A 247-nucleotide genomic window follows, 5' to 3' on the forward strand; every position below is an offset into this window, starting at 1 on the left:
CCGCAGAGCAGCGCGACTGGATCGTGCACATGCATGCCGTCGGGGACCGCGCGGTGCGCGAATCGCTTAATGCGTTTGAATATGCGCGTAAGCTCAACCCGACCCCCATGCCGCACAGCATCAGCCACCTGCAACTGGTCAACCCCAAGGAATTTACGCGCTTCAAGCAACTGGGAGTGATCGCTTCCATGCAATTACTGTGGGCCACGGGTGAGAGCTATACCGTGGAACTGGTCAAGCCGTACAT

1 protein-coding gene is annotated in these 247 nt (G+C 58.3%); it reads left to right on the forward strand.

Annotation, left to right across the window (positions count from 1 at the left end; all coding sequences use genetic code 11):
* The coding region (locus tag AAEZ08_RS23305) for an amidohydrolase family protein (RefSeq protein ID WP_500125233.1) at positions 1-247 on the forward strand (247 nt) is incomplete at both ends.

It is taken from the genome of Pseudomonas sp. E45-MNA-CIBAN-0222 (assembly GCF_040310405.1).
Taxonomy (GTDB): Bacteria; Pseudomonadota; Gammaproteobacteria; order Pseudomonadales; family Pseudomonadaceae; genus Stutzerimonas; species Stutzerimonas stutzeri_AC.